The 2,454-nt window shown below is 47.6% G+C and carries 4 protein-coding genes; 2 read left to right on the plus strand and 2 right to left on the minus strand.

Annotation, left to right across the window (positions count from 1 at the left end; genetic code table 11):
- Nucleotides 1-888: aconitate B (locus PX481_RS05285; RefSeq protein ID WP_502888588.1), on the minus strand; the 888-nt coding region annotated here is incomplete at its 3' end.
- A gap of 159 nt (nt 889-1,047) precedes the next feature.
- Between PX481_RS05285 and deoC the strand changes: the two genes are divergently transcribed.
- On the plus strand, nt 1,048-1,725 hold the full coding sequence (deoC, locus tag PX481_RS05290; RefSeq protein ID WP_002761367.1) for a deoxyribose-phosphate aldolase: 678 nt from the start codon (nt 1,048-1,050) through the stop codon (nt 1,723-1,725).
- Nucleotides 1,726-1,738: 13 nt separating this feature from the next.
- Here deoC and PX481_RS05295 read toward each other — a convergent pair whose 3' ends face one another.
- Nucleotides 1,739-1,975, minus strand: a complete 237-nt coding sequence (locus PX481_RS05295) for a hypothetical protein (RefSeq protein ID WP_071825082.1) — start codon at nt 1,973-1,975, stop codon at nt 1,739-1,741.
- 23 nt (nt 1,976-1,998) lie between these two features.
- Here PX481_RS05295 and PX481_RS05300 point away from each other — a divergent pair.
- Nucleotides 1,999-2,454: HAD family hydrolase (locus tag PX481_RS05300; protein WP_353852183.1), on the plus strand; the 456-nt coding region annotated here is incomplete at its 3' end.

The following is a 2,454-nucleotide window of genomic DNA, read 5'->3' on the forward strand; positions in this document are numbered from 1 at the left end:
ATCCCCCGTGTTCATTTGGCTAACATCGCATCCAAGCGGTAATGCGCCGGAATCCTCGGCCGTATTAAAGAAGATAGGGGCGATTTTACTGCCTAAAATATAGCCACCAGCACGTTTATTAGGCACAAAGGGAATATCATCACCAATATGCCAGAGAACCGAGTTAATCGCCGATTTTCGGCTGGAACCAGTCCCAACCACATCCCCCACATAGGCGACCGGATGGCCTAATTTTTTCAATTCGGCAATGGTTTCTAAGGACCCGGGTTGACGGGTTTCTAACATTACCAAAGCATGGAGGGGAATATCGGGCCGGGTGGTGGCATGGGGAGCGGGAGATAGGTCATCTGTATTGGTTTCCCCGGGTACTTTGAAAACGGTGACGGTAATTTCTTTAGCAAGTTTCGGTTTAGCGATAAACCAAGCGCCATTGGCCCAAGCATCGATAACCTGTTTAGCATAGGGATTGGTGTCGGATAATTCCAAAACCTCGTTAAATGCGTCGAATACCAGCAGGGTTTTACTTAAAGCGCTGGCGGCAGCGGCGGCGATATTAATATCTCTGGATTTCAGCAGTTCAATCAGAGAATGAACGTTATAACCACCGACCATGGTTCCCAGTAAGCTAACCGCACCCTGGGGGGAGATAACGTTAGATTTTATTTCACCTTTGGCAATTCCTGTTAAAAATCCCGCTTTAACGTAGGCCGCTTCGTCAACTCCGGGGGGAACACGGTCACGCAGCAGGGTCAGCAATTCTCCCCTGAGTTCTTCGGACGGATTTTTGAGCATTTCGCATAATTCCGCCGTTTGTTGAGCATTGAGGGGAAGGGGAGGGATACCTAATTTCGCTCGGTCGGCAACGTGCTGATGATAGGCTTCTAACATAGGTCTATTGTCTCCTAGTCTTCACTTGTGACGGTTTCTTCCTAGGTTACTGGATTTTTGCTAGTCTCTGAATTTCTAGGTTAACGAGAGATGACTTTGCTGTTTGACTTCCATAAAATGAGAAAATAGCGATCGATTGACTATATTGAGGCTTAGATAATGGCTATCACCGATTCTGATCTAGATTTAGCACAATATATCGACCATTCTCTCCTCATCCCCACCGCCACCAGTGAACAATTAGAGGCTTACTGTCAACAGGCTGATCAATATCATTTTCCCACCGTCTGCGTTTATCCCGCCGCCGTTAAGCAAGCTGTGCAGTTACTCCACGGCAAAAAAACTTTAGTTTCTACCGTGATTGGTTTTCCCGCAGGGGCCACTACCTCCGCAGTTAAACGTTATGAGGCTTTAGAAGCTGTAGATAATGGCGCTAAGGAGTTAGAGGTGGTTATTAATCTCGGTTGGCTAAAAGATGGGAAATCTGAGCAATTATTCCAAGAAATTGCTAGTATTTGTCAGGAAACCGGCCAGACGGTAAAAGCGATTCTGGAAACCTCGCAACTAACAGACACCGAGAAACGTTTAGCGGCGGAGATTTGCATGGATGCAGGAGTGAGTTATCTAAAAACCAGTACCGGCTGGTTTGGAGGTGCAACGGTTAGCGATGTCAAGTTTCTCAAGGAAATTAGCAAAGGCCGGGTAGGAATTAAAGCATCCGGCGGAATTCGCACCCTAGAACAAGCGCTCGCTCTGATTGAGGCCGGAGCCACCCGTCTGGGAACTTCCCGTGGTGTCGATTTAGTCCGTCAGCAAAAGGCCGCTTTTGAGGAGTAATACTAAATCCTGTTTAAAAGGTATAGGAAAGTGGGGTGTGGGGTGTGGGGAAGTGGGGTGTAGGGTGTAGGGTGTGGGGTGTAGGGTGTGGGGTGTAGGGTAGTGGGGTAGTGGGGTAGTGGGGTAGTGGGGAGAATAAATAAAAAATAATCTCCTGTCTCCTGTCTCCTGTCTCCTGAATCCTGTCTCCTGAATCCTGTCTCCTGAATCCTGTCTCCTGAATCCTGACAGCTAAAATGATGGCTGACATTCAATAAAAATAAGGGGGTTTATTTGCCGATAATTCGCTGTGGTAATCGAGAATTTAGAGATATTCAAGGGATTGTTTTTGATAAGGACGGTACGCTAGAGGATTCGCGGGCTTTCTGGTACGATCGAGCTATAGCCCGGATACAAGCCATTGAATCGCAAATCCCTGGTTTAGAGTCTTTATTAACCAAAACTTTCGGTATTGGGACAAATAGTCTCAATCCTGCCGGTTTAATGGCAGTGGGCAGCCGCAGAGATAATCATATCGCCGCTGCCGGTTGTATTGCTTCCACCGGCCGGGATTGGTTAACGGCAATGGCGATCGCAAAAGCATCCTTTCAAGCGGCCGATGAAAAGGTTCCCCCCCGCTTAAATCCCCTCTATCCCCAATGTTTAGAAGTAATTCGTTATCTGCACGCGGCCGGTTTACAATTGGCGATTCTTTCCTCCGATACCACAGCACGAGTTGAGCAATTTGTC

The organism is Microcystis sp. M53603_WE2 (genome assembly GCF_030065435.1).

What these genes read in the sequence shown, in the direction of transcription:
- deoC (WP_002761367.1), top strand. Translation starts at nt 1,048, where the DNA reads ATGGCTATCACCGATTCTGATCTAGATTTAGCACAATATATCGACCAT.
- PX481_RS05295 (WP_071825082.1), bottom strand. Translation starts at nt 1,975, where the DNA reads ATGTCAGCCATCATTTTAGCTGTCAGGATTCAGGAGACAGGATTCAGG.